Source organism: Streptomyces sp. NPDC048650, from assembly GCF_043199095.1.
Classification (GTDB): Bacteria; Actinomycetota; Actinomycetes; order Streptomycetales; family Streptomycetaceae; genus Streptomyces.
Window position 1 is genome coordinate 418,962 of the sequence record NZ_JBICVM010000002.1, and the last position, 22,360, is coordinate 441,321.

Below are 22,360 nucleotides of genomic sequence, written 5' to 3' on the forward strand. Positions count from 1 at the left end.
GCATCATCGGATGCGTGCGGTGATGGGGGCGGTAGTGGCAGACGGCTTCGACTTCAGTCCGGGGGCGCAGGTCCCGGTCTCCGGGGGCGCCGGGCAGACGGCGGCGACCCAGGCGCTGGCCTCCGCCGCGTATCGGGACAGCCCCCTCTCGGACATCGCCAAGGCCGACTCCGACGCCCACAAGTCCGCCATCAAGGCCCCGAAGCTGTCGCTGTTCGCCCCGAACATGGGCGAGGCGTTCTCGCGCGCCGTGCAGGAGCGGATGCTCGGCGGCGGGCGCAAGGCCCTCATCCAGTCCTTCGGGACCGAGCCGCAGACCATCGTCGAGCACTGTCTGTCCGCCACCCGCGTCCGCAAGCAGCGGGACGCCAAGCTGACGCTGATCATGGTGCTCTTCGGGCTGCTGTTCCTGCCCGGTGTGCTGCTGTGGCTGGGCGCGTTCCAGATCAAGAAGATGCTCTCCAAGGACGGTGGGGGCGGCGGCCTGTCCCTGCTGGGCGGGGCGCTGCTGGTGGTGCTGGCCGGCGTCGCGGTGTTCTTCATGGTCAAACTGCCGCTCAACGGCTTCTGGCCGCTGTACGTCCGCGCCATGCTGATCGCCCCGGTGGTCGGCTGGTGGTGGGCCAAGCAGATCTGCGAGAAGGCCGCCGTGGCCATGCGGGGGGCATGGCAGGGGCTGCTCGACGGCGGCGGCGTGGCCGCGAAGATCCCCGAGGCGGTACCGCAGGACCCCAACCAGACCGCCGCCGAGACGCTCCGTCAGAATCTCGCCAAAGTCACCGCCGAGCAGAACAGCAACGTCGTCTTCTACGCCGGCCCCAAGGGGATACTCGGCATGGGGACGCGCTGGGGCAGTTGGCAGCTCGCCGAGGAGCTCCGGCCGGCCCAGGAAGGCGTCGAGATCCACCCGTTCCGCAGCTGGGATGTCGTGCGGGTGATCCACGACCGGCTGTGTCTGCTGGAGCGCTCGCCGCTGCACACCGGCGGCTTCCCGGCCCCGTCGGTGCGCCACTGGATCGTCTCGCCGGTCGGTGAGAAGGCCGGCGCGGTCGCCCGCCCGGACGGCACGGACACCGATGCGTACCAGATCCGCGGTCACGAGATAGAGCGCATCTGCAACGAGCAGCAGTTCGGCGCCGGCAACCGCCACTATCTGGGCGTCCAGTTCGTCCTCTGGGACGGCCAGTTGGTGCTCACCCTGATGATCACCGTCACCGTGCTGCACGAGACGCTCCGCATCGAGGTGACCGGGCATGCCCTCGGCCCCGTCCACGGTCTCTTCACGACCAAGCCGGAGCCCAAGACCAAGGACGTCGCCAAGACCGTCAGGTTCTGGGAGACCAAGAAGATCACGCTGCCGCTGATCGACGCGACCGAGGTCGTCCGGCTCGCCGCCCGCGCACCGCTGACGTGGTTCCCGCCGGTCCTGGACTTCCTCGGCGGCAAGCTCACCCTCCCCGAGCCGTTCGGCCTGCGCCACGTCTGGGCCGACAAGCCCTGGCGGCACCGCTTCATGGCCGACGACGCGCTGCGTGCCGCGACCCCGGTGCTGCGGGTGGTGCACGCCGCCGCGATGAGCGTCCTCAAGGAGAACGGCGTGGACACCGAGCGCTTCGACAACCGCTCGCTGGCGCTGAGCGGCATGGTCCAGGGCGCGGAGCCGAGGAACGCCGACGAGTACAACGCCTGAGCGCGCAGCCGCGCGCTCCCGTCGCCGTCCGCCGGGGCGGGCCCCCGCGGCCCCGCCCCCGTCCCCCAGGCGCCGTCCTCGAAGTCCCTAGCGGAAGATCCCGGTGTGGCCCAGCGAGTACCGCCCCGGCTGCGGATACACCGCCAGCCCGTGCGGCCCCTGGCCCACAGGGATCTTCGCGAGCGTCTTTCCGGTGTGGGCGTCGAGCGCGTACACCTCGGAGTTGTAGCGGCCGGACAGCCACAACACCTTGCCGTCGGCCGAGACACCGCCCATGTCGGGGCTGCCACCCCCACGGATGTGCCACTTGTCGACGAGCTCCCCGTTCGCGAAGTCCAGGATCGAGATGGAGCCCTCACCGCGGTTGGAGATGTACATCCTCCGGGAGTCGCGGCTGACGTAGAGGCCATGGGTGCCCTTGCCCGTGGGCAGCAGCCGCGGCTTGGTGAAGCGGTCGCCGTCCAGGACCCACACCCCGTCGGCCATCATGTCGGCGATGTACCAGGTCCTACCGTCCGGGGAGATCTTCACGTCCTGCGGCATCGCGCCCTCGAACGGCAGCTTCTGCTGTCCGATCACCGTCATCTTCTCGGTGTCGACCTTGAGCAGCTCGCCGGAGAACTCACAGGAGACGACGAAGTACCGCCCGTCCGGCGAGAAGTCGGCGTGGTTGACCCCCGCGCAGCTGACCGGAAGGGTCTTGCGGACCTCCATGGTGTGCGGGTCCCGGAAGACCAGCTGCTTGTCCTTGGAGGCCATCACGACCGCGTACTTCCCGTTGGGCGTGAAGTAGAGGTTGTAGGGGTCGTGGACCTTCACCGGCTTGCCGGCCTTGCCCGTGGCGGGGTCGATGGGGGTGAGGTCGTGTCCCCGGTTGTTGTTGACCCACAGCGTCTTCATGTCCCAGGACGGCACCACATGCTGCGGCTGCACCCCCACCGGGACCGTCTCGATCACCTTGTACGTCTTCGGGTCGATGACGCTGACCGAATCGGAACCGGTATTGGGCACGTACACCCGCGAGGGGAAGTCCCGCACCTGGGGCGCCAGCTTGTTGGGCCGGTCCGCGGCGTAGAGGTCTCTCTCGTCGACCAGCGGCGGCATCCCCGGCAGGCCCGGGGAGACGGCCTTGGCCTCCGAGGGCTTCGCGGGGCGCGGGCCGTGCTCGGCGGCCTTGGTCCCCCCGCCGCCGGAACAGCCCGCCGCCACCAGGGCGCACGCCACGGCGAGCAGGGCGGTCCGGCCGGAGCGGGGGGATCTGCGGGCGGGGTTGCGGTTCCGGTCAGCCATCAGGTCATTAGCTCCGTTGTCGTCACCGCGCGCAGCCCGCGCCGGCGGAGTCCGTCGAGGATCGGGGGCAGTGCGGCCACCGTGCCGGCGTGCCCGAGGTGAAGGCTCACGACCGAGCCGGGTCCGATCCCGTCCAGGACCGTGCGCCGGACGGCCGGCGCACCGGGATCGGTGGAGTCGAGGGAATCCAGGTCGTAGGACAGCACGTGCGGATAGCCGGCCCGGCGAGCCAGTCGGGTGACCAGATCGGTGGCCCGCTGGGCCTGCGAGGGGCGGAACCAGCTGCCGATGCTGCCGGTCAGCCGGTGCAGCCGGTCGGCGCACCGCGTGATCTCGGCGTAGGCGTCGGCGGCGGGCATCGCGCAGATATTGCGGTGATGCATGGTGTGGTTGCCCAGCTCGTGGCCGCCGTCGAGAATCCGGCGGGCCATCGCGGGCTGCTCGTCCAGCCAGTCGCCGATGGCGAGCACGGTCACCCTGGCGCCGGCCCGCTCGGCCTCGCCCAGCAGGGCGCTCGCCAGCTTGGGATCGCCCCTGCCGTGGAAGGTCAGCGCGACGGCACGGCCGTCCCGCGGGCCGTGGGTGATCTGCGCCGGCCCGCCGGGGACCCGGGTCGGTGGCCGTGCGGCGTGCGCCGGGGCGGGATGCGGTGCGCTGGGCCCGCCGGAGTGCGGGGGCGTGACGGCCCGTACGGCCGTGGCGTCCCTGTGCTCCGGTGCACAGCCCGTTGCGAGCACGCCGGCGGCGGCGGCCGAGGTGGCCGCGCGCAGCACGGTGCGACGAGCGGGAGAGGTCACCACATCATTAGAGTGGCAACTGTCTGAATTTGTGGTGATCTGACCGATTTAGCGGGCTGCGTGTCGGCCGGAGCTCCTGCCGGAGCGGCCCTTATGCGGGCCAGGCCTCCGCGAGCATCGCTCGGGTGTCGGCGAGGAGTTGGGGCAGCACCTTGGTGTGGCCGACCACCGGCATGAAGTTGGTGTCGCCGCCCCAGCGCGGCACGACGTGCTGGTGGAGGTGCGCCGCGATACCGGCCCCGGCGACGCTGCCCTGGTTCATCCCGATGTTGAAACCGTGCGCCCCGGAGGCCGTCCGCAGCGCACCCATCGCCCGCTTCGTGAACTCCGCCAGCTCGGCGGTCTCCGCGCCGTCCAGCTCGGGGTAGTCCGCGACATGCCGGAACGGGACGACCATGAGGTGCCCGCCGTTGTACGGGTACAGATTCAGCACCGCGTAGACGTGCTCGCCGCGCGCGATCACCAGACCGTCCTCGTCCGACTTCGCGGGGATCGCGCAGAACGGACAGCCGTCGTCGGCCCCCGGACCGCTCGGCTTGTTCTCCCCCTGGATGTAGGCCATCCGGTGGGGCGTCCACAGGCGCTGGAAGGCGTCCTGGGTCCCGACTCCGATCTGCTGCTCCGGCTCGCTTGTCATACGGGTCAGCATATGGCTTCGCCCTTCGTCGGCGTGTCGTTGGGGCGGACCCCACCGACCGCTCGGCGATGCTGGGCCGGTGGACAGGCAACAGCGACTGTGGACGTGGGAGCGGACCGCCGAGCCCTACCTCTTCGTCGCCTCGATGCTCTTCCTCGCCTCCTACGCGGTGCGGGTCCTGGTACCCGACCTCTCCCCCGGCTGGCACACGTTCTGGGGGACCGTCACCGCGGTCTCCTGGGGCGTCTTCATCGTCGAGTACCTGGCTCGGCTGCTGCTCAGCGACGACCGCCGGCACTTCGTCCGCACCCGCTGGCTGGATCTGATCGTGACCGTGCTCCCGCTGCTGCGCCCGCTGCGGATCGTCGACATGCACGAGCGGATGCAGCGGCGCCGGGACCATCCGCGCCTCTCCTTGGAGTCCCGGGTGATGACGTACACGGGACTGACCACGCTGCTGCTGGGGTTCGCCGCCAGCCTGGCCGTCTACCACGACGAGCGCAACGCCCCGCACGCCGACATCCGGTCCTTCGGCGACGCGGTGTGGTGGGCCGCCTCGACCCTGTCGACCACCGGGTACGGCGACGCCACGCCGGTCACCCCGCGTGGCCGGGTGACCGGGGTGGGGCTGATGTTCGTCGGGGTGGCCCTGGTCGGGGCGGTCGTGGGCTCGTTCTCGTCGTGGCTGCTGCGGCGGTTCCGGCAGGAGGGCGAGACATGAGGAGGCCCCGGAGAGCGGTCGGCTCTCCGGGGCCCGCGCTCACGGACAGGTTCACACCTGGACGCGGCGCTCCACGATGTCCCGGATCTCGGCGATCGCCTCGTCGCGCGGAATTCCGTTCTTCTGCGACCCGTCGCGGTAACGGAAGGAGACGGCGCCGGCCGCCATGTCCTCGTCACCAGCGATGATCATGAACGGAACCTTGGCCTTCTGCGCGTTCCTGATCTTCTTCTGCATCCGGTCCGACGACGAGTCCACGTCGACCCGCAGCCCCTTGGCCTTCGCCCGCGCGGCGAACTCCTCCAGGTACGGCACGTGCGCGTCGCCGATCGGGATGCAGGTCGCCTGGACCGGGGCCAGCCACGCCGGGAAGGCTCCCGCGTAGTGCTCCAGCAGCACGGCGAAGAACCGCTCGATCGAACCGAACAGCGCGCGGTGGATCATGACCGGGCGCTGCTTGCTGCCGTCGGCGGAGGTGTACTCCAGGTCGAACCGCTCGGGCAGGTTGAAGTCCAGCTGGACGGTCGACATCTGCCAGGTCCGGCCGATGGCGTCCTTGGTCTGCACAGAGATCTTCGGCCCGTAGAACGCGGCGCCGCCCGGGTCCGGGACCAGCGGCAGCCCCTGCTTCTCGGCCACCTGCCGAAGCGTCTCGGTGGCCTCCTCCCACACCTCGTCCGAGCCGACGAACTTCTCCGGGTCCTTGGTGGACAGCTCCAGGTAGAAGTCGGTCAGACCGTAGTCGCGCAGCAGGTCGAGGACGAAGGTGAGCGTGGCGTCCAGCTCGTCCGCCATCTGCTCCTTGGTGCAGTAGATGTGCGCGTCGTCCTGGGTGAAGCCGCGGGCGCGGGTGAGGCCGTGCACGACCCCGGACTTCTCGTACCGGTACACGGTCCCGAACTCGAAGAGGCGCAGCGGCAGTTCACGGTACGAGCGGCCGCGCGCGTCGAAGATCAGGTTGTGCATCGGGCAGTTCATGGGCTTGAGGTAGTAGTCGACGCCCTCGTCGAGCTGCATGGGCGGGTACATGCCGTCGGCGTACCAGTCCAGGTGGCCCGACTTCTCGAACAGCTTCCCCTTGGTGGCGTGCGGGGTGTAGACGAACTCGTACCCCGACTCCTCGTGGCGGCGGCGCGAGTAGTCCTCCATCACCCGGCGGATGATGCCGCCCTTGGGGTGGAAGACCGCCAGACCCGAACCGATGTCCTCGGGGATGGAGAAGAGATCCAGCTCCGACCCCAGCTTGCGGTGGTCGCGCTTCTCGGCCTCGGCGAGGAACTCCAGATGCGCCTTGAGCTCGTCCTTGGTGGGCCAGGCGGTGCCGTAGATCCGCTGGAGCTGCTTGTTCTTCTCGCTGCCACGCCAGTACGCGGCGGCCGAGCGCATCAGCTTGAAGGCCGGGATGGCGCGGGTGCTGGGCAGGTGCGGACCGCGGCACAGGTCCTTCCAGCACAGCTCGCCGGTCTTGGCGTCGAGGTTGTCGTAGATGGTCAGCTCGCCGGCGCCGACCTCGGCGGACGCGCCGTCGGCGGCATCGGCGGCGGAGCCCTTGAGCCCGATCAGCTCCAGCTTGTACGGCTCGTCCGCCAGCTCCTCGCGCGCGGCGTCGTCGTCGACCGCCCGGCGCGCGAACTTCTGCCCGCGCTTCTGGATCTCCTGCATCTTCTTCTCGATGCGCTTGAGATCGTCCGGGTGGAACGGGGTGTCGACGTCGAAGTCGTAGTAGAAGCCGTCCTTGATGGGCGGGCCGATGCCGAGCTTCGCCTCCGGGAACAGCTCCTGCACGGCCTGCGCCATGACATGCGCGGTGGAGTGCCGCAGGATGTTCAGGCCGTCCTCGGAGGTGATCTCGACCGGCTCGACCGCGTCGCCGTCGGCGAGCTCGTACGCGAGGTCCTTCAGCACTCCGGCGACCCGCGCGGCGACGATGCTGCGCTCGCCCTGGAAGAGGTCGGCGGCCGTAGTCCCCGTGGTCACCACGCGTTCTTCCCGCTCGGAATCGCGTTGGACGGTCACACGGACGTCTGACACCGGTCTCTCCTGACTCATGTCTCTTTTGCGTCAGCGATTGCTGCGCAGGCGAATCGTACCGAGCCACCCGACCCGACCGCGAAACGGTTTGCCGCCGACCGGCACAGCGGCGTCATTCCTCGCCGCCGCACGCCTCCTCGAAGACGTCGAGATTCTCCTGGAGCGACTTCAGCAGCCGGTCCCGCTCGGCCTCGTCGACCTGTACGGGCGTGACGTCGCGGCCCCCGGTGATCCGCCGGAACCCGCCCCGGCTCTCCAGCCGCCCGCTCAATCGGACGGGCAGTCCCACCAGGTGCGCATGCCCGGCGATGCGGTAGTCCTCCTCCCCCAGCACCACCCGGACCTGCACCACGTCGGCCCCGGCGATCACCCGCAGCCGCACCGCACCGGGCCCGCCCGGCCGCTCCCTGCGCAGCCGGACGACGGTCCCTGTCACCCGGACCGGCAGCGACGGCTCCTCCCGTACGTACCGCTGGGCGGCCTGCTGCAGCGCGGGCAGATCACCGGGGGAGAACTCCACCGGTTCGGGGTGGGCCGCAAAACCGGCCGGGGTACCGGCGGCCGGCGACCACTCCACCGCGATCCGTGCCCCTTCCGTGTCCCGCACCAGCGCGATCAGCGCCTGCGTCAGCTCATGGCAGGCGCCCAACTCGACCGCGGCGTCGAAGGCCTCCATCCGGCCGGTGGCCCGCTGATAGTCGGTGGCGTCGCGGATCGCGTGCAGCGCCAGCTGCAGCCCGCAGACGGCGGCGCGCCCGCCGTGCACCGGGACGAACCCGGTCAGCCGGCTCCCGGCCGACACCGGCCCGACCAGCACCTCCCCCAGGAAGCGTTCGGCGTGCCGCTTGTGCCGGGCCCCGTAGTAGCCGGCCCGGGCACAGGTGCCCAGCGCCCCGGCGACCAGCATCGAGCGGGCGGCGCCGCGCAACCGCTCCTGTGCGACCCAGTGCCCGGCCCCGGAACCGTCCTCCGGGACCTCGCGCTCCCACCGCACCTCGTCGCTGGGCACCGCGAGCCCCACCAGCACCTCCCGGGCGGACGGCAGCGCGCTCTGCGCCAGCGCCGCCAACGCCTCGGCGAGCAGCTCCCCGCTGTCGGGGAACCGGCGGTCGTGCGGCACCAGCAGGCTGGTGCCGGCTCCCGGGCCGGGGGGCGTCCACCGGGCGTAATGACCGGCGGCCCCGCCCCTGCGCCGCCAGCCGTGGCGGGCCAGCAGCGCACTGAGCACCCCGGGGTCCAGTTGCGCGGGATCCAGCGGCCGCGCGTCGTATTCGGCGAATTCATGGGTTGGCCGGTCCATCAGGGTCTCCCTCCCGCCCCGACCCGCGCCATGATCTCGCAGAGCGCGCGGTCGTCGAAGATCCGCGTGGTCGGGATCCGCACAGTGGTCCGGCGCCGACCGGTCACCGGGTGGCCGGCCAGATTGATCCAGTAGCAGCAGTGGCGCATTTCGAGGCTGTCGTGGCCCGCCCGCAGCCAGTCCTCCTGGGTCCGTGGCACCAGCATCACGACCAGGATCTTGTGCACCGCCACGGGCGTCCGGGCCAGTTTCACCAGGTGGTCGTTGTCGAGCGTGAAGGCGAAGGTCGGGCCGGGCGGGCAAGGGGCTGTCTGGTAGGTGCACTTGAGCTGCACCTTGATGGTGACCTCGTCGTCGACGGTGTGGTCTGGCGCGGCGTGGCTGACGTGCCAGTCGATTCCGTTGTCCGGGAAGGGCTGCGCCAGGGAGCATCCGGAGGCGGCGGCGATCGCGTGCAGAGCGCCCACCTGGAGGGTCTCCATGCAGGCAGTCGTGGCGATCCCGCCGCGCTGCGGAGTGATCCGCTGAGGCTGGGGGTGCCTCCCGCTTGCGGGGGACAGCCCGCCCGGTTCGGGCTGCGCGAGCGTCATCGCAGGGGTGCCTTCCGGGCCGTGCCGGTCGATGGTGATTGACGGGGAGGCCGCGCGGACGACGCCGCGGCCCGTCCCTCTGGTTGTCTCCGCGTCAAGTACCCGTCAAACAAAGAACGGTTCGAGACCCGGACGGCCCGGGTATCACCAGCTCGGACGGCGCGAGCCGCCATCCGCCCCACAAACGCGAGGAGTTGGGATGATGCCGCCCTGGTACGACGGTCCACTTGCTTCCTTCGACACCGAGACGACGGGGATAGACGTCGAGCGGGACCGCATCGTCTCCGCGGCCCTCGTCGTCCAGGAGACCCCGCGCTCCGCCCCCCGCGTCACCCGCTGGCTGATCAACCCCGGCGTCGGGATACCCGAGGCGGCGACCGCCGTGCACGGTCTGACCGCCGACCACCTCGCCCTGCACGGCCGCTGGCCGGCGCCGGTGCTGGAGGAGGTCGCACGCGCGCTGGCCGCCCAGTCGGTGGCCGGCCGCCCGCTGGTCGTGATGAACGCCCCGTTCGATCTGACCCTCCTGGACCGCGAGTTGAAGCGCCATCGCGCCAGCTCGCTGGATGCCTATCTGGGCGCCCATCCGCTGTGCGTCCTCGACCCCCGGGTCCTGGACAAGCACCTCGACCGCTACCGCAAGGGCCGCCGTACTCTGACGGACCTGTGCGCCCACTACGAGGTCGAGCTGACCGACGCCCACGAGGCGGCCGCCGACGCCCACGCCGCGCTGCGCGTCGTCCGCGCCCTGGGCAACCGCTTCGCGGCCCGACTGGACGGACTGCAGCCGGGCGAGCTGCACACCCGCCAGGCGGTCTGGCACGCCGCCCAGGCCCGCGGGCTCGAGGCATGGTTCGCCCGCAGCGGCGCCCCCGAGGCGGTCGATCCGCATTGGCCGCTGCGGCCGGAACTCCCGGCGGTGGCCTGAAAGCACATCAGCAATTCCCGGCCATTGCGGGAATGGCCGGCGCACGGGCATTCCGCGGAGTTTCCGGCACGCGCCCCGCGCACCACGGGCGGTGACGGCACAACGAAAAGGGCCGGGCCGCCAATTGGCGGACCGGCCCTTGATCCCGGTGGGCGATACTGGGTTCGAACCAGTGACCTCTTCGGTGTGAACGAAGCGCTCTCCCACTGAGCTAATCGCCCGGGTGTCTGCGGGGTTTCCCTCGCGAACGAGCTGAACAATACAGGCCGCTGCGGCCTTCCATCAAATTCCTGTTCCCGAGCCCCTCACCCCCTGGCCAGCCAGGCCGCCAGCCCGCGCCGCCCGGCCCGCATCATCAGCGCGTGATTGAGCCGGAAAAGTGGCCGCCCCACCAGCGCGAGCTGCCGCAGCAGCGGCTTGCAGACCTCGACCTCCTGCTCGAAGACGACCCGCGTGCCGCCGTGCCCCGGCCGGACCGTCCAGCGCGCCCAGCCGCCCATGTCCCCGCGCAGCGCCATCTCCAGCACGCCCGCCCCGGGATCGCGTATCCGCTCGGTCACCACGACCGTCAGGTCGTACGGCAGCCAGGACCGGAAGCGGGCCAGCCCGCGGTGCTCGTCGATCGAGGCCACCTCGCGCACTTGTGGCCACCAGCGCGGGTACGCCTCACCGCGCTCGAGGACGGCATAGACGACAGCGGGCGGGGCGTTGAGGAGCCATTCGCTGCGGAAGCGATAGCGGTGCAGTCGGCTGGACCAGTCGGGCATGATCCCAGTGTGCGCCCCGAGGCGGCACCGGCGCCCAACAACCGCGACGGCCCGGAGACTTCATGTCTCCGGGCCGTCGTCCGGGGTGGGCGATACTGGGTTCGAACCAGTGACCTCTTCGGTGTGAACGAAGCGCTCTCCCACTGAGCTAATCGCCCCGGCGCACCGCCAACATTACCCCACGCCGGCGAGCCCTTCCGACCACCGCCGGGGCCTCCGACCACCGCCGGGTCACTCGCCGACGTGCCACGGCATCGCGAAGCCGAACTTCCACACATAGACCGCGAGCAGCGCGACGATGATCACCAGGCCGATGCTCGTGAGAATGATGTTGCGCCGCCGCACCTTGGGGTCGAGCGCCTTCTGGGCGGCCTCGGTGACCTTTCGCTTGGTCCAGCGCAGCACCAGCTGGGCCCAAACGAATTCGGTCGCCCAGATCGCCATTCCGGCGAAGATCACGAGCCAGCCGGGCCCCGGCAGCGGCAGCATGATCACGCCGGCCACCACCACGGCGAGGCCGACGACGAAGACGCCGACCTGCCAGCTCAGGTGCAGCGGCCGGGAACGCTTGATGAAGTGCGGTGCCCGCGAGCCGAGTGGCTGCTCGGCCCTCCCGGCGCCACCCTCGGCACTTTCCGGCCCCCCGTTACTCTCCGTATTCATACCGCCAACTTACCGGACGCGTTCCGTCCGCCGGAATTACCGCTGAGGACGATCTCGCAATCCGCCGTAAGAGGTACCTGAAGCCACCCAAAACCGTCAGAGGGGTTTACAACGGCACCGTAGGTGGCATGTCGATTTCGCCGACGTGCGAATCCCCGAGCGCACACTGAGCGAAAGGCCCTGGCGCTTATGAACACCACGGTCAGCTGCGAGCTGCACCTGCGCCTCGTTGTGTCGAGCGAGTCCTCACTGCCTGTACCCGCGGGCCTGCGGTATGACACGGCCGATCCCTATGCCGTGCATGCCACCTTCCATACCGGAGCCGAGGAGACAGTGGAGTGGGTTTTCGCCCGCGACCTCCTCGCCGAGGGCCTGCACCGGCCCACAGGCACCGGAGACGTCCGTGTATGGCCGTCCCGGAGCCACGGTCAGGGTGTCGTCTGTATCGCCCTGAGCTCTCCGGAAGGCGAAGCCCTGCTGGAGGCCCCCGCGCGGGCCCTCGAGTCGTTCCTCAAGAGGACCGATGCCGCCGTACCACCCGGTACGGAACACCGGCATTTCGATCTCGACACCGAGCTCTCCCACATCCTGGCAGAGAGCTGAGACGCACCCCAGCCGCCCACCGCAACCACCCGCTCACACGTGCGGCCGTCCGACTCGGGGCGACGGCTCAGCACCGAAAAGTTCATACGGCACACTTCGGCGCCGTCGTCGCGGACCCACCGCGGAGACGGCGCCGAGGCTTGTTCCAGACGCTAGAGTCGGCGACCATTCGGCAACGACACCGGGGGCGGCTCCCATCCGTCCCCCACTCGGCCAGGGAGCGGAACCGTGCTGATCACCCATGACACCCGGTGCGCGCTCGACGCGGTCGTCGATCTGCTCAACACGGCCCCGGAGGGCGAGGAGCCCGGCGCGCCGGACAGTCTGGCCGACCTCGCGGCGCTCCAGGAGTTCGTGCTGCGCAACAGCATCAGCGATGTGGGCACCCTCGGGGAGGCCGATCTGGCGGCCGTACGCGCCCTGCGGGCCCGGCTCGCCCAGGTCTTCGCGGCCGAGGGCGACCGGCAGGCCGCGGAGGTGCTCAACGCGCTGGTCGCCTCGGCCGGCACCACTCCGCGGCTGACCGATCACGACGGCTACGACTGGCATGTCCACTACTTCGCGCCGGGCGCCTCGGTCGCCGATCACCTCGCCGCGGACGGCGGGATGGCGCTGGCCTTCATCGTCGTCGCCGGGGAGCGCGAGCGACTGCGCTACTGCGAGGCCCCGGACTGCCGGCACGCCTTCGTCGACCTCTCACGCAACCGTTCCCGGCGCTACTGCGACAGCCGCACCTGCGGGAACCGGCTGCACGTCGCGGCCTACCGGGCCCGGCAGCGGGACGCCGCGGGCTGAGCGGCCGCCCGGGGCGGGGCGCCCGGGGCAGGGCGCCCGGCGGCTCACAGGATGTAGAGGTCGTGCACGGCGCCAAGGAGAAGCAGGAAGCCGATGATGCCGAGGAAGAGCATCAGCGGTGGCTGGGACAGCGCGAAAAGGCAGCCGCGCGTTTCGGGGGCCGGGACGTCCTCCCGGGGCAGGGCACACTCATCGTTCATCTCGCGCGCATCATGGCGCAGATGATCGTCTTCCTGCCCCCAATAACCGCCTCAACAGCGGTAGTTCATCAGATCCCGTGTTTTTTCAGGATCGCTTCGATGTCCGAGAAGTCATCCTTCGGGGCACCGCCCTTGCCCTTGGCCTTCGTCTTGCCGGCCGGCTGAGCGGCGCCGCGGCCGGTGGGGAGGGAGGGCGCGGAGGCGGCCGGCGCCACCACGTCGTGTCCGGCAGCCGCGGCGGCCTTGCGCTCCTTGCGGCCGCCGACACCGCCCCTGCGGCGCTCCACCACCCTGCTGATCATGAACAGTGCGACCGAGATCGCGAGCACGCCGAATCCGGCCCAGACCGTGGGCTTGAAGACGACGTTCGTGACCCAGTCGATGACACCCGTCATCACCAGGCCGATGGGAATCAGCGAGAACGCCGCGATGCGGGTCGCGGCCAGGAACCGCTTGCGGTAGGCCGTCAGCGCGGCGATGGCCAGGCCCGCCGCCGACACCGCGGCACAGACGGTCGAGGTCAGCATCCGGTCCTCCTGCCGGTGGATGGTCGAGCGTGCGACGTAGGGACGCAGTGCTCGGTGTACTCCTTTCCATCCTGCCCTGTCCGGCGCCCGAACGGACACGTTCCGGTGGCCCCTCAGGGAGATCTCGGGGTCGCGCTCCTCCACAGGTGCCGGTTGGGGGCCGGGTGTACGGGCTGGAAGACTGGCCCCATGAACGACGCCACGGCCTCCGCTCCCGTCCCTCCCCAGCGCCCCGTCCTGGACGTGTGGTGCGAGCTGCAGTGCCCGGACTGCCACGCGGCCCTGGACGACCTGCGGTCACTGCGGGAGCGCTACGGCGACCGGCTGGACATCCGGCTGCGCCACTTCCCCCTGCCGAAGCACCCGCACGCCTACGCCGCGGCCCAGGCGGCCGAGGAGGCCATCGAGCAGGGCCGGGGGTGGCCGTACATCGAGGCCGTGCTCGAGCGCACCGCGGAGCTGGGCAAGGGCGGGACGAAGCTGCTGCTGGCGGTGGCCGAAGAGCTGGGCCTGGACGCCGAGGAGATGGACACCGCGCTGATCGACGGGCGGCACCTGCTGATCGTCGACGCGGACCAGGCCGAGGGCAAGGCGATCGGCGTGACCGGGACCCCGACCTACGTGATCGGCGGCGAGCGGCTGGACGGCGGCAAGAGCCAGGAGGGCCTGCGCGTCCGCATCGAGGAGATCACCGACCGGCTGCTCGCCGGACAGGGCTGAGCCGCCCGGCGCCGGCCGGCATCACAGGATCCGCTTGCCCAGTTCGTACGCGGTGGGCCCATAGCCGAGCGAGCCGTACAACCCGAGCGCGGGCGCATTGCCGGCGTAGACGTTGAGGCCCAGCACCGGCCGGCCCGCCGCGAGGCAGACCCGTTCGGCGACGAGCATCAGGGTGCGGCCATGGCCTCGGCCGCGGTGTCCGGGGTCCACCGTCACATCGACGACATAGCCGCCGGGATGCCCGGGGATCTCCACCGCGATCCAGATCGTCCCGACGTCCGCGCCGTGGTGCGCCAGGATCCGCAGTGCGTGGCCGTGGGTGTCCGCGCCGTCCGGCAGCATCGCGGCATGGCCCTCGTAGGACGCCCGCTCGGCGCGTTCGCGGGGCACGCCCTGGCTCGTCTGCACCCGGATGTGCTCGGCGAGCGCCGCCGCGCGCCACCCTGGGTACTCCCCCGGGCTCATGCGGCGCTCGTGGCTGCCGTCGGGGAGCTCGGGCGGCGCGTCCAGCGCCTTGGTCATCTTGCGGCTGCGCTCGGTGTAGCCGAGGGCGGCGGCCAGGCGTACGGCGCCCTCGGCGGCGGCCGGGACGGTCACCTCGATCTGTTTGCAGCCCCATCCGCGCAGCACTTCCTCGGCGGCAAGGGCGGCGACGGTGGCGCGGCCGCGGTGCCGGTCCGGCCGGTCGATGTCCAGTGCCTCGATCCGGCCGGCTGCCGGGCCGAAGCGGGCATCGGTGGTCAGCCGGATCCCGCCGACCCGGCGGCTGTTGACACAGACGTCGTACGAACGGGCCCGGCCGCCGTCGTCATGGCGTTCTTCCGGCCCCGCGGGGCGCAGCGTAGTGGTCACGAGGACTTCCTACCCTGGCGCGGGGCCCGGTCATCACCGGGGATCGAAGTCCGCGGCGGCGTGCTCGTCGAAGATCCGCATGGCCGCGGCCGTCACGGGGCCGGGCTCGTCGGCCAGTTGGCGGCCGTCGACGCGGGTCACGGCCTGGACGTCGCGCAGCGTGGAGGTCAGGAAGATCTCCTCGGCCCGCTCCAGGACGTCCAGCGGCAGATCGGTCTCCTTGGCACCCGCCCAGGTGGCCGTCAGGGCGCGGGTGATGCCGGCCAGACAGCCGGAGTGCAACGGCGGGGTGTGCAGTTCGCCGTCGAGGACGACGAAGACATTGGATCCGGTGCCCTCGCACAGGGCGCCGACGGTGTTGGCGAACAGCGCCTCGGAGGCGCCCCGTTCACGGGCGCGGGCCAGCGCGATGACGTTCTCGCCGTACGAAGTGCTCTTCAGGCCCGCGAGCGCGCCGCGTTCGTTGCGGGTCCAGGGGACGGTGACGGCGGCGGTGGTGTCGGGGCGGCGGGTCGCCTCGGAGGCCGCGATGACCAGGGTCGTACCGCTGTCCCCGCGGTCCGAGCCGAGCGGTGAGGGTCCTCCGGTGTAGGTGATCCGCAGCCGGCCGAGGGCCATCGGGTTGGCCTCCAGGACGGCCAGGCAGCCGCGGCGCACCTCGTCGAGGTCGGGTTCGGGCAGGCCGAGCCCGCGCGCGGAGGTGGCCAGCCGCTCCAGATGGCGGGTGAGGGCGAAGGCACGTCCACGGTCGGCCTTGATGGTCTCGAAGACGCCGTCGCCGACCGTCAGCCCGTGGTCGAAGACCGTGATCCGGGCGCCGTCGGCGTCTGCCAGTCCCCCGTCGAGCCAGATCTTCATCGTCGCCTTCCTCCGCTCACTTCGTGCCCGCCCGACGCTATCGCCAGCAGCCGGCTCGCCTTCAGTTCGGTCTCCGCCCATTCCCGCTCCGGTTCGGAGTCCCAGATGATGCCCGCCCCGGCGCCGAACCGCAGGACCGGCCCGCCGGGTGTCGCGCGGTCGATCCAGAACGTACGGATGCCGACGTTGAGCTCACCGGTACGCCGGTCGGCGTCGACCCAGCCGATGCCTCCGCAGTACGGGCCGCGGGGGGCGGTCTCCAGCTCGTCGATGATCCGCAGCGCGCTGGACTTGGGAGCGCCGGTGACCGAGCCGGGCGGGAAAGTGGCGGTCAGCAGGTCCGCCCAGGCGGTCTTCTCATGGGCCTCGGCGAGTTCACCGCGCACCGTGGAGACGAGGTGGACGAGTCCGGGGTGCGGCTCGACCGCGCACAGTGCCGGGACGGTCACGGTGCCGGCGGCGCAGACCCGGCCGAGATCATTGCGGACCAGGTCCACGATCATCACGTTCTCGGCCCGGTCCTTCGCGCTCAGATCCGCGGCCGTTCTGCCGGTCCCCTTGATGGGGCCTGATTCGACGGTACGTCCGTCGCGGCGCAGGAACAGCTCGGGGGAGGCGGTGGCGACCTCGACGCCGTGGGCGGGCAGCCGGAGCGTGCCCGCGTACGGGGCGGGGTTGCCGTGGGCCAGCACCGCGGAGAGCGCGTCGACATCACTGCGGGCGGGGTCGGGCAGCGCGGCGGACAGGACCCGGCAGAGGTTCACCTGGTAGACCTCGCCGGCCGCGATGTATTCACGCACCCGCCGCACTCCGGCGGTATAGGCGGCACGATCCATGGAACTGCCCCAGTCCTCGCGCGCGGGGCCCTGCCAGCCGTCGGTGGCGGGCCGGTCGGCGGCGCCGGCGGCGCGAACGTCGCCGAAGCGGGCGCAGACCACGTCCCCCTCGAAGTCGGCGACCACGGCCCACCAGCCCGAGGAATCCAGGGCCGCGGGATCGGTGGTGACATCGCGCAGGTCGGTGGCTATCAGGCCACCGAAGCGGGCAAGGGCAGGGAAGTCGCGCACGTCAGTGAGTCTATGGCGGCGGCCCGGCCGCCGCCTCGGCCGAGCGTGCAGCGCAGCACGCTGCACAAACGCGTTTTTGTACTGGCCCCGGAATCCGCTAGAGTTCAACACGTCGCCGGGACGCAGCAGCGCCCCGGAGGCCACGTAGCTCCCGGACGTAGTCTGGGAGAGACATCTGCGGACGTAGCTCAGTTGGTAGAGCACCACCTTGCCAAGGTGGATGTCGCGAGTTCGAGTCTCGTCGTCCGCTCGATGTGGGGGATCTTCCCGAACCCCCTCACTCCTGGTGGAGTGGCCGAGAGGCGAGGCAACGGCCTGCAAAGCCGTCTACACGGGTTCAAATCCCGTCTCCACCTCCAAGGACGATTAGCTCAGCGGGAGAGCGCTTCCCTGACACGGAAGAGGTCACTGGTTCAATCCCAGTATCGTCCACTGGTCCGGCTTCACCGGACACCCGCGCGATTAGCTCAGCGGGAGAGCGCTTCCCTGACACGGAAGAGGTCACTGGTTCAATCCCAGTATCGCGCACGCAGCATCCCGCGGCTCCCTGGCCGTGGTCCCGAGGACGATTAGCTCAGCGGGAGAGCGCTTCCCTGACACGGAAGAGGTCACTGGTTCAATCCCAGTATCGTCCACACCTGAGCCGAAGGGCCGGAGCGATCGCTCCGGCCCTTCGGCGTTGTTCAGCCGGCCCCGGCTCAGGAAGAGAACAGCATGTGGCCGAAGCTCCGGTGATGGCCGTGGTGACCATGATGGCCGTGGTGGCCCTGATGCGGGGCGCCCCAGGCCGGGGCGGCGGGGTATGCCTGTGGTGCGGGCGGCGGCGGGGCCTGCTGCACCCACTGGGTCTCGAGGCGGGCCAGCGACTCCAGCTCCCCGTAGTCCAGGAAGATTCCCCGGCAGCCGGAGCACTGCTCGATCTGGACGCCGTTGCGGTTGTACGTGTGCATCGGCGCATGGCACTTGGGGCACTGCATCGTCGGCTCAACTCCTGTCACTCACTACGGCACCGCCGGAACGGCCTCCCGGCGGCGAGATGTTCACCCTACGTCCAGGGCGGCGGGCGCCAACTGCTGCGGCAGGGAAGTCATCCGGGCGCAGGCGTCGACGACCGCGGTCTCGATCTCGTCCAGGGGGCGGACCGCGGCGGCTGCCTTGGCGACCGCCAACGCGGCGGTCTGCACCGTCAGGGCGCGAGCGGGAACCTCCAGGTCGGGCCAGGGGTCGCCGGCCGGGCGGACGGCGACGCCGCCGGCGGCGCGGTAGGCGGCCAGGAATCCGGACCAGATGTTCGGGGCGAGCAGGCCGGTGGCGAACCAGGCGGCGGGACGGGCCAGGTCCCAGGCTCCGTCGCCCACGCCCAGGTCGTCGACGTCTATCAGGAGCCAAGGGCCGCCGGTGGTCGGATGGCGGACGAGCTGGCCCAGATGCAGGTCGCCGTGGCAGAGGAGCTCCGTGCGGGGCGGCGGGGCGGCGGCGCGTGACCAGGGCGGGAGCAGGGACCAGGCACGTTCGACGGCGTCGGCGGCCGCGGAAAGGGGCGCGGGGTGGGTGCCGGGGGCGAGAGCGGTGCGCAGTCGGGTCAGGGCGCGGGCGGCCTTGGCCGGGCCGCGCATCGGCGGGACGGGACCGGAGAGTCGGCCGACGTCGACGGAGTGCAGGTGGGCCAGGAGGCGGGCCGCGTCCTGCCAGGGAGCGGCGTCGGGATCATCGGGCGAGACCGGGGTGCCGTAGGGCCAGCGGGTCAGGGCTCGGCCGTCGTCGGCGCGGATGAGGAAGCCGTCCGGTGCGGTGACCGGGAGCGGCGGCAGCAGGATGCCGTGCAGCAGGGGGTGGGCGGCGATACGGAGCCGGGCGGCGAGGTCGTGCGGATCGCAGTCGGGGGCGTGCGCCTTGGCGACCGTGCGGCCGGCGCGCACGACCGTGCCGTCGGGGCGGTCGGCAAGGACCTCGGGGGCTGTCCGCGGGGCCGGTCCGGGCGCCGTGGTCAGCGCGGCCAGGCGGCGCAGCAGTGGTGCGGTGCCGGTCATGGTGCCCCCGAGTCCTGCGAGCCGTGCGTGGTGCGCCGGTTGTCCGAGTGGTGCGGCGAGGCCGCGGGCGGCCCCGGGCTGGGATCGTACGCGCACCGCGGGCCCCTACGAGCGGCGGTCGCCGGAAGAGCTCAATGGCCGGGCATCTCCCCAGATGCCCGGCCATTCCTGCCGTCCGCCACACCCCCGTCCCCACGGGGTTACGGCCGGAGGTCCCCGTCCCGGGCCGCTCTCCCGGGACCGGGGCGCCGCTCAGCGCCCCAGTATTCCGGCCACGGACGACGCCTGTGTGACGACGGCATCCCAGCCGCCGAAGACCACGGCCAGGAGTATCGCCAGCGGCACCGCCATGGCCATGGCGACCAAGGGGTGACGCGTGCCGGAGGGCCGGCCGGTGGCCGTCCGTCCTGTGCTCTGCGCCATCGCTCACCGCTCCTGTCGAGTCCGGAGCGGCGGGCGTCTGACCTCGGGGGACGAGTGTGTGCGCCCGCCGCTTGGACACCACATTAGGCACGCGGCGGGCGCCGGGCGTCATGCCGTCGTACTGATTCCCTGGCCTCCAGGAGGATGACGGCAGGGTGCCCGGTGTACTCCCCTGGGTGGAGAATCGGGGGCTAGGGGGTGGGGACGTCCCCGAGGGGATGCTCCGACTCGTCGGCCCGGGCCACCGGATGCTCGACGAGGGCGAGGACGCGGTTGGCCATGAAGCGGGCCGTCCGCACCACCGATCCCCCTCGGGTGACTTCGCTCACTTCGACCACTCCCCTGCGCACCGCCGTCTCCACCCTGCGCCCCGCCCGGCTCGCCAGCACCTCGTACGCCCTGGTCGTGTCTCCGGCATCCACGACTATCTCCACCCGATCACCCTTCATCGCGTCAAAACCCCTTCTGTGACGGATCATTGAGCTCTCGCACGGGAAGTCGGGCCGCCCGGCGGCCGGTTCCGTCCCGCTCTTCGAGGATCCCACCCGCCACTGACAATCCGGTTGCCGACGCATGCGCGGCCTCTCAGCACAGCGAGCCGTCAATCCGTAAGCTGTGCCACGTCAGACGGTTGGCAGCGGAGTGGGGCCTCGCCCACCGCAGGTAGGGGACGACGGACATGGCGATGATGCGGCTCCGACGCGAGGACCCGCGTGTCGTCGGGACGTTCCGGCTGCACCGCCGGCTCGGCGCGGGCGGGATGGGCGTGGTCTATCTCGGTTCGGACAAGCGCGGGCAGCGGGTGGCGCTGAAGGTGATCCGGCCGGACCTGGCGGAGGATCAGGAGTTCCGGTCGCGGTTCGCGCGCGAGGTCTCGGCGGCCCGGCGGATCCGCGGCGGCTGTACGGCCCGCCTGGTGGCAGCCGACCTGGACGCGGACCGCCCCTGGTTCGCCACGCAGTACGTTCCCGGGCCCTCGCTGCACGACAAGGTCAACGACGAGGGACCGCTGTCCCCGGCGCAGGTCGCCTCCATCGGTGCCGCGCTGTCCGAGGGGCTGCTCGCCGTCCACGACGCGGGCGTGGTGCACCGCGATCTGAAGCCGTCCAACATCCTGCTGTCGCCCAAGGGCCCGCGGATCATCGACTTCGGCATCGCCTGGGCCACCGGCGCCAGCACACTCACGCACGTCGGTACGGCTGTCGGCTCGCCGGGCTTCCTGGCGCCGGAGCAGGTGCGCGGCGCCGCGGTGACACCGGCGACCGACATCTTCGCGCTGGGCGCCACCCTCGCCTACTCCTGCACCGCGGACTCACCGTTCGGACAGGGCAGTTCGGAGGTCATGCTCTACCGCGTGGTGCACGAGGAGGCGCAGCTGACCGGGGTGCCGGACGCGCTGGCACCGCTGCTGGCGACCTGTCTCGCCAAGGATCCGGCGGACCGGCCGAGCACGCTGTCGCTGTCGCTCCGGCTCAAGGAGATCGCGGCCCGCGAGGCGCACGGCCTGTCGGGCGACACCGCGGAGAGCGGTCCGGGCTGGGAGCGGGCGGAGCGCCGTCCGGCAGGCCGTCCCACCGGACAGCGGGCCGAGGAGTACGCGCGCCAGCGCACCGAGCGGGGGACGGCGGGGACGTCCGCCCCCCGGCCGCACGCCGCCCGGCCGCCGGCGCCGCGCGACTCGGCGGCCCGGCCGTCCGTACCGGGCCCGGCTTCGGGCACCGGCCCGCGGACCGGCGGACACGGTGCGGGGCGGGTCCCGGGGGCGCGGCCCGCGCGGCGGCGTACCGGATCCCGCGCTCCGGCCCGTACGGCGTCGGGTGGTCGCCGCCCCGGCCCCGACCGTCGGCTGCTGCGCCAGCGGGTCATCGTGTTCGTGGTGGTGACGCTGCTGGTCGCGCTCGGAATCGCGGCGGCGCAGGGTTGCCAGGGTCCGGCCCGTGGGCTGGGCGTGGAGCGGCCGGTGCCCCTCGCCCCGTACGAGCGGGCCCACCCGGCGGGTGACGGGGTGTCCTGAGCGGTCAGGACTCCGGGCGGCCGGTGGCGACCGCGTAGAAGGCGACCGCGGCGGCCGCTCCGACGTTCAGCGAGTCCACGCCGTGGGCCATCGGGATGCGGACCCATTCGTCGGCCGACCGCAGTGCGCCGGTCGTCAGGCCGTCGCCCTCCGCACCGAGCATCAGAGCGGCCCGCTCCAGGGTGTGCGGGGCGGCTTCGTCGATGGCGGTGGCCTGTTCGGCCGGGGTCAGTGCGAGCAGTTTGAAGCCCGCCTCCCGGACCGCCGCCAGGTCGCGCGGCCAGCTCTCCAGGCGGGCGTAGGGGACGGAGAACACCGCGCCCATGGAGACCTTGACCGAGCGGCGGTAGAGCGGATCGGCGCAGTCCGGGGAGAGCAGCACCGCGTCCATGCCGAGCGCCGCGGCGCTGCGGAAGATCGCACCGATGTTGGTGTGGTCGTTGACGGCTTCCATGACCACGATGCGGCGGGTGGTGCGCAGCAGCTCGGTGGCGTCCGGCAGCGGCTTGCGCTGCATGGAGGCGAGCGCGCCGCGGTGGACGTGATAGCCCGTCACCCGCTCGGCGAGGTCCGGGGCGACGGCGTAGACCGGTGCCGGGACCTCGTCGATGACATCGCGCATGACGTCGACCCACTTGGCCGAGAGCAGCATGGAGCGCATCTCGTATCCGGCGTGCCGGGCGCGCCGGATGACCTTCTCCCCCTCGGCGATGAAGAGCCCTTCGGCGGGCTCGCGCCGGCGCCGCAGCTCGACGTCGGTGAGGCCGGTGTAGTCGCTCAGCCGCGGGTCGTCCGGGTCATCGACGGTGATGATTTCTGCCACGGGGAGATGGTGCCTTGTCGGTGTCGGGGTGCCA

The 22,360-nt window shown here is 71.4% G+C and carries 25 protein-coding genes and 7 tRNA genes; 12 read left to right on the top strand and 20 right to left on the bottom strand.

Features of this window, described 5'->3' with window-relative positions; translation table 11 throughout:
• Positions 1–10: 10 nt before the first annotated feature.
• Entirely contained in the window at positions 11–1,690 is a 1,680-nt protein-coding gene (locus ACGFML_RS07615; protein ID WP_393541078.1) for a hypothetical protein, read from the top strand.
• A gap of 87 nt (positions 1,691–1,777) precedes the next feature.
• Here ACGFML_RS07615 and ACGFML_RS07620 read toward each other — a convergent pair whose 3' ends face one another.
• The 3 genes from ACGFML_RS07620 to ACGFML_RS07630 form a co-directional block, all read right to left on the bottom strand.
• Positions 1,778–2,980: a YncE family protein gene (locus ACGFML_RS07620; protein WP_393541080.1), complete on the bottom strand. Its 1,203-nt coding sequence runs from the start codon at positions 2,978–2,980 to the stop codon at positions 1,778–1,780.
• Positions 2,980–3,753, bottom strand: coding sequence for a polysaccharide deacetylase family protein (locus ACGFML_RS07625; RefSeq protein ID WP_393541672.1), 774 nt, complete (start codon positions 3,751–3,753; stop codon positions 2,980–2,982). The genes ACGFML_RS07620 and ACGFML_RS07625 overlap by 1 nt, the downstream gene beginning before the upstream one ends.
• Before the next feature lie 115 nt (positions 3,754–3,868).
• Positions 3,869–4,426, bottom strand: coding sequence for an HIT family protein (locus tag ACGFML_RS07630; RefSeq protein WP_393541081.1), 558 nt, complete (start codon positions 4,424–4,426; stop codon positions 3,869–3,871).
• Between the two features lie 67 nt (positions 4,427–4,493).
• Between ACGFML_RS07630 and ACGFML_RS07635 the strand changes: the two genes are divergently transcribed.
• A complete protein-coding gene (locus ACGFML_RS07635; protein WP_393541083.1) occupies positions 4,494–5,135 on the top strand; it encodes a potassium channel family protein in 642 nt (213 codons plus the stop codon).
• A 51-nt stretch (positions 5,136–5,186) separates the two neighbouring features.
• Here ACGFML_RS07635 and thrS read toward each other — a convergent pair whose 3' ends face one another.
• The 3 genes from thrS to ACGFML_RS07650 all read right to left on the bottom strand — a co-directional run bounded on the left by thrS (position 5,187) and on the right by ACGFML_RS07650 (position 9,056).
• Positions 5,187–7,166 carry a threonine--tRNA ligase gene (gene thrS, locus ACGFML_RS07640; RefSeq protein WP_393541085.1) on the bottom strand — a complete coding sequence of 660 codons (1,980 nt, stop codon included), beginning with the start codon at positions 7,164–7,166 and terminating at the stop codon, positions 5,187–5,189.
• Between the two features lie 112 nt (positions 7,167–7,278).
• A complete protein-coding gene (locus ACGFML_RS07645) occupies positions 7,279–8,466 on the bottom strand; it encodes a hypothetical protein (RefSeq protein ID WP_393541087.1) in 1,188 nt (395 codons plus the stop codon).
• Positions 8,466–9,056 carry a DUF4365 domain-containing protein gene (locus ACGFML_RS07650; protein ID WP_393541089.1) on the bottom strand — a complete coding sequence of 197 codons (591 nt, stop codon included), beginning with the start codon at positions 9,054–9,056 and terminating at the stop codon, positions 8,466–8,468. The genes ACGFML_RS07645 and ACGFML_RS07650 overlap by 1 nt, the downstream gene beginning before the upstream one ends.
• A gap of 202 nt (positions 9,057–9,258) precedes the next feature.
• Between ACGFML_RS07650 and ACGFML_RS07655 the strand changes: the two genes are divergently transcribed.
• Positions 9,259–9,984 (top strand): exonuclease domain-containing protein, encoded by a 726-nt coding sequence (locus tag ACGFML_RS07655; protein WP_393541673.1) that lies wholly within the window; start codon positions 9,259–9,261, stop codon positions 9,982–9,984.
• A gap of 149 nt (positions 9,985–10,133) precedes the next feature.
• Here the strand turns inward: ACGFML_RS07655 and ACGFML_RS07660 are convergent.
• From ACGFML_RS07660 to ACGFML_RS07675, 4 genes are all read right to left on the bottom strand, one after another.
• Positions 10,134–10,205: transfer RNA gene (locus ACGFML_RS07660), tRNA-Val, on the bottom strand.
• 84 nt (positions 10,206–10,289) lie between these two features.
• Positions 10,290–10,751 carry an SRPBCC family protein gene (locus ACGFML_RS07665; protein ID WP_393541091.1) on the bottom strand — a complete coding sequence of 154 codons (462 nt, stop codon included), beginning with the start codon at positions 10,749–10,751 and terminating at the stop codon, positions 10,290–10,292.
• An 86-nt stretch (positions 10,752–10,837) separates the two neighbouring features.
• A tRNA-Val gene (locus ACGFML_RS07670) sits at positions 10,838–10,909 on the bottom strand.
• A gap of 73 nt (positions 10,910–10,982) precedes the next feature.
• Positions 10,983–11,414, bottom strand: coding sequence for a TIGR02611 family protein (locus ACGFML_RS07675; protein WP_393541092.1), 432 nt, complete (start codon positions 11,412–11,414; stop codon positions 10,983–10,985).
• A gap of 189 nt (positions 11,415–11,603) precedes the next feature.
• Here ACGFML_RS07675 and ACGFML_RS07680 point away from each other — a divergent pair, with 189 nt between their 5' ends.
• Positions 11,604–12,017 (top strand): SsgA family sporulation/cell division regulator, encoded by a 414-nt coding sequence (locus ACGFML_RS07680; RefSeq protein ID WP_003959770.1) that lies wholly within the window; start codon positions 11,604–11,606, stop codon positions 12,015–12,017.
• A gap of 228 nt (positions 12,018–12,245) precedes the next feature.
• Positions 12,246–12,812 (top strand): CGNR zinc finger domain-containing protein, encoded by a 567-nt coding sequence (locus ACGFML_RS07685; protein ID WP_393541093.1) that lies wholly within the window; start codon positions 12,246–12,248, stop codon positions 12,810–12,812.
• A gap of 44 nt (positions 12,813–12,856) precedes the next feature.
• Here ACGFML_RS07685 and ACGFML_RS07690 read toward each other — a convergent pair whose 3' ends face one another.
• Both ACGFML_RS07690 and ACGFML_RS07695 read right to left on the bottom strand, forming a co-directional pair.
• On the bottom strand, positions 12,857–13,012 hold the full coding sequence (locus ACGFML_RS07690) for a hypothetical protein (RefSeq protein ID WP_393541094.1): 156 nt from the start codon (positions 13,010–13,012) through the stop codon (positions 12,857–12,859).
• 68 nt (positions 13,013–13,080) lie between these two features.
• Positions 13,081–13,539 (bottom strand): hypothetical protein, encoded by a 459-nt coding sequence (locus tag ACGFML_RS07695; protein WP_393541095.1) that lies wholly within the window; start codon positions 13,537–13,539, stop codon positions 13,081–13,083.
• Between the two features lie 189 nt (positions 13,540–13,728).
• On the opposite strand from ACGFML_RS07695, the gene ACGFML_RS07700 reads away from it, so the two are divergent.
• Positions 13,729–14,259 carry a DsbA family protein gene (locus ACGFML_RS07700; RefSeq protein WP_393541096.1) on the top strand — a complete coding sequence of 177 codons (531 nt, stop codon included), beginning with the start codon at positions 13,729–13,731 and terminating at the stop codon, positions 14,257–14,259.
• Between the two features lie 21 nt (positions 14,260–14,280).
• On the opposite strand, the gene ACGFML_RS07705 is transcribed toward ACGFML_RS07700, so the two are convergent.
• From ACGFML_RS07705 to ACGFML_RS07715, 3 genes are read right to left on the bottom strand one after another with little or no spacing between them, the layout of a single operon-like run.
• Complete coding sequence (locus ACGFML_RS07705; protein WP_393541098.1) at positions 14,281–15,111, bottom strand: GNAT family N-acetyltransferase; 831 nt, start codon at positions 15,109–15,111, stop codon at positions 14,281–14,283.
• A 33-nt stretch (positions 15,112–15,144) separates the two neighbouring features.
• Positions 15,145–15,969: an aminotransferase class IV gene (locus ACGFML_RS07710; RefSeq protein ID WP_393541100.1), complete on the bottom strand. Its 825-nt coding sequence runs from the start codon at positions 15,967–15,969 to the stop codon at positions 15,145–15,147.
• Entirely contained in the window at positions 15,966–17,036 is a 1,071-nt protein-coding gene (locus ACGFML_RS07715) for a chorismate-binding protein (protein ID WP_393541102.1), read from the bottom strand. Before ACGFML_RS07715 ends, ACGFML_RS07710 begins: the two co-directional genes overlap by 4 nt.
• A gap of 177 nt (positions 17,037–17,213) precedes the next feature.
• On the opposite strand from ACGFML_RS07715, the gene ACGFML_RS07720 reads away from it, so the two are divergent.
• From ACGFML_RS07720 to ACGFML_RS07740, 5 genes are all read left to right on the top strand, one after another.
• A tRNA-Gly gene (locus ACGFML_RS07720) sits at positions 17,214–17,286 on the top strand.
• Positions 17,287–17,321: 35 nt separating this feature from the next.
• Positions 17,322–17,395, top strand: a tRNA-Cys gene (locus ACGFML_RS07725).
• A gap of 1 nt (position 17,396) precedes the next feature.
• Positions 17,397–17,468: transfer RNA gene (locus ACGFML_RS07730), tRNA-Val, on the top strand.
• 24 nt (positions 17,469–17,492) lie between these two features.
• A tRNA-Val gene (locus tag ACGFML_RS07735) sits at positions 17,493–17,564 on the top strand.
• Positions 17,565–17,599: 35 nt separating this feature from the next.
• Positions 17,600–17,671, top strand: a tRNA-Val gene (locus tag ACGFML_RS07740).
• Positions 17,672–17,734: 63 nt separating this feature from the next.
• Here ACGFML_RS07740 and ACGFML_RS07745 read toward each other — a convergent pair.
• The 4 genes from ACGFML_RS07745 to ACGFML_RS07760 form a co-directional block, all read right to left on the bottom strand.
• Positions 17,735–18,013: a zf-TFIIB domain-containing protein gene (locus ACGFML_RS07745; RefSeq protein ID WP_393541104.1), complete on the bottom strand. Its 279-nt coding sequence runs from the start codon at positions 18,011–18,013 to the stop codon at positions 17,735–17,737.
• A 63-nt stretch (positions 18,014–18,076) separates the two neighbouring features.
• A complete protein-coding gene (locus ACGFML_RS07750) occupies positions 18,077–19,066 on the bottom strand; it encodes a phosphotransferase family protein (RefSeq protein WP_393541105.1) in 990 nt (329 codons plus the stop codon).
• Positions 19,067–19,318: 252 nt separating this feature from the next.
• Complete coding sequence (locus tag ACGFML_RS07755; RefSeq protein ID WP_393541107.1) at positions 19,319–19,489, bottom strand: hypothetical protein; 171 nt, start codon at positions 19,487–19,489, stop codon at positions 19,319–19,321.
• A gap of 191 nt (positions 19,490–19,680) precedes the next feature.
• Positions 19,681–19,938, bottom strand: a complete 258-nt coding sequence (locus tag ACGFML_RS07760) for a hypothetical protein (RefSeq protein ID WP_393541109.1) — start codon at positions 19,936–19,938, stop codon at positions 19,681–19,683.
• A 230-nt stretch (positions 19,939–20,168) separates the two neighbouring features.
• Between ACGFML_RS07760 and ACGFML_RS07765 the strand changes: the two genes are divergently transcribed.
• The gene (locus ACGFML_RS07765) at positions 20,169–21,503 is read left to right on the top strand and encodes a protein kinase (protein ID WP_393541111.1); all 1,335 of its coding nucleotides are present in this window, start codon (positions 20,169–20,171) and stop codon (positions 21,501–21,503) included.
• A 4-nt stretch (positions 21,504–21,507) separates the two neighbouring features.
• Here the strand turns inward: ACGFML_RS07765 and ACGFML_RS07770 are convergent, their stop codons facing one another.
• Positions 21,508–22,326: a TrmH family RNA methyltransferase gene (locus tag ACGFML_RS07770; protein ID WP_393541113.1), complete on the bottom strand. Its 819-nt coding sequence runs from the start codon at positions 22,324–22,326 to the stop codon at positions 21,508–21,510.
• Between the last annotated feature and the right edge of the window lie 34 nt (positions 22,327–22,360).